The organism is Mycobacterium sp. (assembly GCF_049673265.1).
Taxonomy (GTDB): domain Bacteria; phylum Actinomycetota; class Actinomycetes; order Mycobacteriales; family Mycobacteriaceae; genus Mycobacterium.
The window spans coordinates 1-5406 of sequence record NZ_JBATXN010000089.1; the positions used below are offsets into that span (position 1 = coordinate 1).

General features: G+C 63.7%; 6 protein-coding genes and 1 pseudogene. 4 read left to right on the forward strand and 3 right to left on the reverse strand.

Annotated features, from left to right (window positions below):
- Both WBF82_RS03095 and WBF82_RS03100 read right to left on the reverse strand, forming a co-directional pair.
- Positions 1–196 (reverse strand): CoA transferase (locus WBF82_RS03095; protein ID WP_424381634.1); only part of this gene is annotated, 196 nt, incomplete at its 3' end.
- Entirely contained in the window at positions 193–1725 is a 1533-nt protein-coding gene (locus tag WBF82_RS03100) for an aldehyde dehydrogenase family protein (protein WP_424381635.1), read from the reverse strand. The genes WBF82_RS03095 and WBF82_RS03100, both read right to left, overlap by 4 nt.
- Positions 1726–1981: 256 nt before the next feature.
- Between WBF82_RS03100 and WBF82_RS03105 the strand changes: the two genes are divergently transcribed.
- From WBF82_RS03105 to WBF82_RS03120, 4 genes and pseudogenes are all read left to right on the forward strand, one after another.
- The gene (locus tag WBF82_RS03105; protein WP_424381636.1) at positions 1982–2683 is read left to right on the forward strand and encodes an SDR family NAD(P)-dependent oxidoreductase; all 702 of its coding nucleotides are present in this window, start codon (positions 1982–1984) and stop codon (positions 2681–2683) included.
- 12 nt (positions 2684–2695) lie between these two features.
- Positions 2696–3571, forward strand: coding sequence for a mycofactocin-coupled SDR family oxidoreductase (locus WBF82_RS03110; RefSeq protein ID WP_424381637.1), 876 nt, complete (start codon positions 2696–2698; stop codon positions 3569–3571).
- Positions 3572–3580: 9 nt separating this feature from the next.
- A pseudogene (locus tag WBF82_RS03115) lies at positions 3581–3775 on the forward strand (ferredoxin); the annotation flags it as partial.
- A 62-nt stretch (positions 3776–3837) separates the two neighbouring features.
- Positions 3838–5199, forward strand: a complete 1362-nt coding sequence (locus WBF82_RS03120; RefSeq protein ID WP_424381638.1) for a cytochrome P450 — start codon at positions 3838–3840, stop codon at positions 5197–5199.
- A 71-nt stretch (positions 5200–5270) separates the two neighbouring features.
- Here the strand turns inward: WBF82_RS03120 and WBF82_RS03125 are convergent.
- Positions 5271–5406: acyl-CoA dehydrogenase family protein (locus WBF82_RS03125; RefSeq protein ID WP_424381639.1), on the reverse strand; the 136-nt coding region annotated here is incomplete at its 5' end.

Genomic DNA, 5406 nt, shown 5'->3' on the forward strand with positions numbered 1-5406 from the left:
CATGCTCGATGTTCGGGTTCGGGTCGCCTTCCACGCGCAGCAAGCCGGTTTGGCGCAGTCCACGCTGCGGGTCACCGGTGACCGCGTGCTCCACCTTGACCACATCGGCACCCCACTCGGCGAGCACCGCACCGGCCGACGGGACGAACCCGTACATGGCGACTTCGAGGACCCGGATGCCCTGTAGCGGCTTCACCGGACCCCCTCGAGGACCGGCGCGGCGAACGTCTTTGGCTCGAGGAATTCCTCGAGTCCGGCCACTCCCATCTCGCGGCCCACGCCTGACTGTTTGAAGCCGCCAAAGGGCGTGTCGGCACCGAAGTAGTTGCCTCCGTTGATGGAGAAGGACCCAGTGCGGATCCGGCGCGCCACGGCCAGCGCACGGTTCTGATCGCCGCTGAACACCGCGCCGGCCAGGCCGTAGATCGAGTTGTTGGCGATGCGCACCGCGTCGTCGTCATCGTCGAAACTGATGACGACCAGCACTGGACCGAAGATCTCCTCCTGCGCGATTTCACTGTCGGGGTCGACGTTGGTCAGCAGCGTCGGTGCATAGAAGTAGCCCGGGCCGAGGCGCTTGCCGCCGGTGACCAGCGTGGCGCCGGCGTCAACGGCGCGACGCACCATGCCGTCGACTTTCTCGCACTGGCGCTCGTTGATCAGCGGGCCCATGTAAGTGTTCGGGTCAGCCGGGTCACCGTGGCGCACGTGAGCGAAGTTCTGAGCGATGAGCCCGACGATCTCGTCGTGGTGGCGTTTGGGCACCAGCAGCCGAGACGTCAACGCGCATCCCTGGCCGGCGTGGGTCACCATGCTGAAGGCGGCGAACATGCTGGCCATTGCGAAGTCCGCGTCGTCGAGCATGATGACCGCGGACTTGCCGCCCAATTCCAGGAAGACCCGCTTGACCGTCTGGCTGGCCGCAGCCATGATTTTGCGGCCGGTGGCGGTCGAACCGGTGAAGGTGATGACGTCGACGTCCGGGCTGGTGGTCAGCGCTGCGCCGACGGCGGGGTCCGAAGAGGTCACCACGTTGACCACACCGGCCGGGATATCGGTGTGATTGGCGATCAACTCGCCAAGCGCCAGCGTGATCAGCGGTGTGTCCGGGGCACCTTTGAGAATCACGGTGCAACCGGCGGCCAGCGCGGGGGACAGCTTGGCCAGCGCGAGCTGGTTCGGATAGTTGTAGGCGATGATGGCGCCGACCACCCCGGCGGCCTCTTTCTCCACCCAGCGGCGGTGTCGCATACCGCGCGACTCGATTTCGCCGAGTTCCTCAGTTATCGGGTAGTTGCGCAACAGGTCGGCGTAATAACGCACGATCTTGATCGGCTCGTCCAACTGAGCCCCGTGGGTCAGGGCGCGGGTGGCACCCACTTCGGCGATCGTGAGCTCGCGCAATTCGTCGGCGTGGTCCAGCAGCGCCTGATGCAGCTGGTCGAGGCAACGAACCCGCAGCGAGACATCGGTCGACCAAGTCGTGGTGTCGAACGCCAGCCGGGCGGCGGCGATGGCCGCCTCCGCCTCGTCGAGCCCGGCATCCGGAGCATGACCGATGACCTCACCGGTGGCAGGGTTGATCGACGCGAAGACGCCGTCGGTGCCGACCAGCCGGCCGTCGATCAGCAACCGCCGGTCGGCGTGCGGCTCGGAACCGCCGTCAGACCCGTGCCTCGGTGGGCTATCACCCACGGTGGTCGTCGCGCTGTCCTGCGATGGCATTCAGGCTCCTCAACACGTGGATAATTTCATTCTCATCCCGGGCGAATCTTACATTCCGGACACGAGAATTCAACCAATCCGGAGAAACGAGACTGCCATCCTCACAAGACGTTGGCGCGGCCCCGATCCGCAGTATTTTCGCAGGAAAAACGGGGTTTCTGACTCACCTTGCGAGCCGCTATCACGTGAGTGTAAGGTTCTCATAATCGGAAGGGAGATTCTTAGTGCTTGTGACGGTCTCCGACGGGCTGCCCACGTGACAGCGGCCGTGGTCACTGGGGGCGGCTCTGGAATCGGCCTGGCCATCGCCGAGCGGTTGCGCCGAGACGGCTATCAAGTCGCGACCGTCGACCTCAAGCCGTCCGAGACACCATTCGCGTTCACCGCGGATGTGACCGACCGATCGCAAATCGACGCCGCGCTCTCCGGCATCCGCGAGCAGCTGGGCCCGGTCACCGTATTGGTCAACGCCGCGGGCCTGGACGGGTTCAAACGCTTCAACCACATCGAGTTCGCGGATTGGCAACGGCTGATCGATGTCAACCTCAACGGGGTCTTCCACATGATCCAGGCGGTGCTGCCCGACATGCTCGAGGCCGGCTGGGGCCGCATCGTCAACATCTCCTCCTCGAGCACCCACTCCGGCGCTCCGTATATGTCCCATTACGTGGCGGCCAAATCCGCGGTCAACGGACTGACCAAGTCGCTGGCGCTGGAGTACGGACCGAGCGGCATCACGGTCAACGCGGTGCCACCGGGGTTCATCGACACCCCGATGCTGCGTGCCGCCGAGGAACGCGGCAATCTCGGCGACATCGAAAAGACCATCGCGGCAACGCCGGTACGCCGGATTGGCAAGCCCGAGGACATCGCCGCGGCCTGCGCCTTCCTGATCTCCGAGGAAGCCGGCTACATCACCGGTCAGATACTCGGCGTCAACGGCGGCCGAAACACCTGAAAGGACAATCCGTTGGGACAACGCGCCGAAGGCCGGGTCAAGGGAAAAGTCGCATTCGTCACGGGTGCGGCGCGCGGCCAGGGCCGCTCTCACGCGGTGCGGTTGGCCGAGGAAGGCGCCGACATCATCGCCGTCGACCTGTGTCGTGACATCGACACCATCGGATACCCAATGGCCACACCGGAAGACCTCGACGAGACAGCCCGCCTGATCGAGAAGACCAGCCAGAAAGTGGTGATCGCGCAGGCCGACGTTCGGGACGCCGCACAACTGCGCACCGCACTGGAAACCGGCCTGGCCGAGCTCGGCAAGCTTGACATCGTGGTGGCTCAGGCCGGCATCGCCGGGATGAAGGGCCAGCCGCCGTTGCAGGCCTGGTGCGACGTGATCAACACGAACCTGATCGGGACGATCAACGCGATTCAGGTTGCGCTGCCGCATCTTCGGGCGGGCGCGTCGATCATCGCCACCGGATCCACCGCCGCACTGATGGACACTGCGAAGAAGGACAACCCCGGCAACGACCCGGGCGGGATGGCCTACGTGCACTCCAAGCGTGCCCTGTCGAACTATGTGCACGATCTGGCCACCGAGCTTTCGGTTCTCGGGATTCGTGCAAACGTCGTACATCCGACAAACACCAATACCGACATGCTGCAAAGCGAGCCGATGTACCGTTCGTTCCGGCCCGATCTGGAGAACCCGACACGCACCGACGCCGAGCCGGTTTTCGGTGTGCAGCAGGCGATGAAGGTTCCTTACGTCGAACCAGAGGACATCAGCAACGCGGTGCTGTGGCTGGCCTCGGACGAGGCCAGATATGTGACGGGCATGCAGTTGCGCGTCGATGCCGGCGGATACCTCAAGTGGTACGACTACCGCACGTAGGGGAAAGTTATGAAAGTTCAGGTTGATTCAGATCGCTGCCAGGGCCACACACTGTGCTCGATGATCGCGCCGGATTCTTTTGTGCTCGACGACATCGAAGGTCATTCGTCGGCAGTCTCGGAAGACGTTCCGCCCGACCAGGAATCCGCCGTCCGGGAAGCCGCTCAGTCCTGTCCGGAACAAGCCATCCTCATTTATGACGATCGCCAGCGCGGCGCAGCCGGGCGCAGCGGGTCGTCATCAGACCACACAGCGGAGAGCGCACCTTGAGCCTCGACGACATCGTGAGCGACAGCGATCGCAAGAAGAACCGGTATCACTTCGACCGCCACACTCCCGAATACCGAACCCAATTCGAGGAGATCACCGAGGAGATCCACGCCAAGTGCCCGGTCGCCTGGACCGACACGTATGACGGGCACTGGGTCGCCGGCGGAAGCCAGGCGGTGTTCGAACTCGCGCGCTGCCCCGTGGTTTCAAATGATCACGACATCAACGGCGAACGCCGTGGCTACCAAGGCATCTCGATTCCGGTGGCCAAACGCGCCAGCGGCGTTCGGGGTGGAATCCTCGAAATGGACGAGCCGGAGCACCGCACCTATCGCAACGTGCTCAACCCCTACCTGTCGCCAGCGGCGGTCAAACGTTGGCAGCCATTCATCGACGACGTGACGCGAGCGTGCCTCGACGAAAAGATCGAGAAGGGCCGCATCGACTTCGTCGACGACCTCGCCAACGTCGTACCGGCAGTGCTCACTTTGGCCATCTTGGGTGTCCCGCTGAAGAAATGGTCGATGTACAGCGAGCCCACACATGCCGCGTTATACACGCCTGAGCACTCCCCGGATCTCGAGCGGGTCAACGCGATGCACCGGGAGATGGGGTTGGATCTGCTGAACAACATGATCGAGATCCGGGAGAACCCCCGGCCGGGCATCGTCAACGCTCTCATCCAGCTGCGGATCGACGGTGAACCCGCTCCCGATCTCGAGATCATGGGCAACCTCGGCCTGGTGATCGGCGGCGGCTTCGACACCACTACCGCTCTGACCGCCCATTCGCTGGAATGGCTTTCGCAGCATCCCGAGCAGCGCCAGCGGCTCAGCCGCGAGCGTGACACCCTGCTTGATCCCGCCACCGAGGAATTCCTGCGCTACTTCACCCCGGCACCGGGTGACGGGCGGACCTTCTCCGACGATGTCGAGATCGAAGGAACACAATTCAAGGAGGGCGAGCGGCTGTGGATCTCTTGGGCGATGGCCAACCGTGATCCGTCGGTGTTCGCCGAGCCCAACAAAATCGTCATGGACCGCAAAGGCAACCGTCACTTCAGCTTCGGCCTCGGTGTGCATCGCTGCATCGGCTCCAACGTGGCGCGCACGGTATTCAAATCCATGCTCACCGCGGTGCTCGACCGGTTGCCGGACTACCAGTGCGACCCGGAAGGCACCGTGCACTACGAAACGATCGGCGTCATCCAGGGCATGCGACACCTGCCGGCCACCTTCACCCCCGGCCTCCGACTTGGCGCGGGCCTCGATGAAACCCTCGAGAAGCTGCAACGGATTTGCGACGAGCAGGAGCTGGCCCGGCCGATCACCGAACGCAAAGAAGCCGCCATCATCTAGGCCGAGCAGACGCAAAAGTCCCCAAAACAACGGCGTTTTGGTGACTTTTGCGTCTGCTCGCGCTGTCCTTTTTAGCCGGTGGGCAATCCGAGCACTCGCTGCGCGATGATGTTGCGCTGGATCTCGGACGTGCCGCCGCCGATCGTCCCCCCGAAGCTGCGGGCGTACCGCTCGAACCAACTGGCAAAGTAGTGGTCGAGGTTCATC

Bases quoted from the DNA above. Each gene is read 5' to 3' on its own strand.
- WBF82_RS03100 (WP_424381635.1), bottom strand. From the start codon at position 1,725: ATGCCATCGCAGGACAGCGCGACGACCACCGTGGGTGATAGCCCACCG.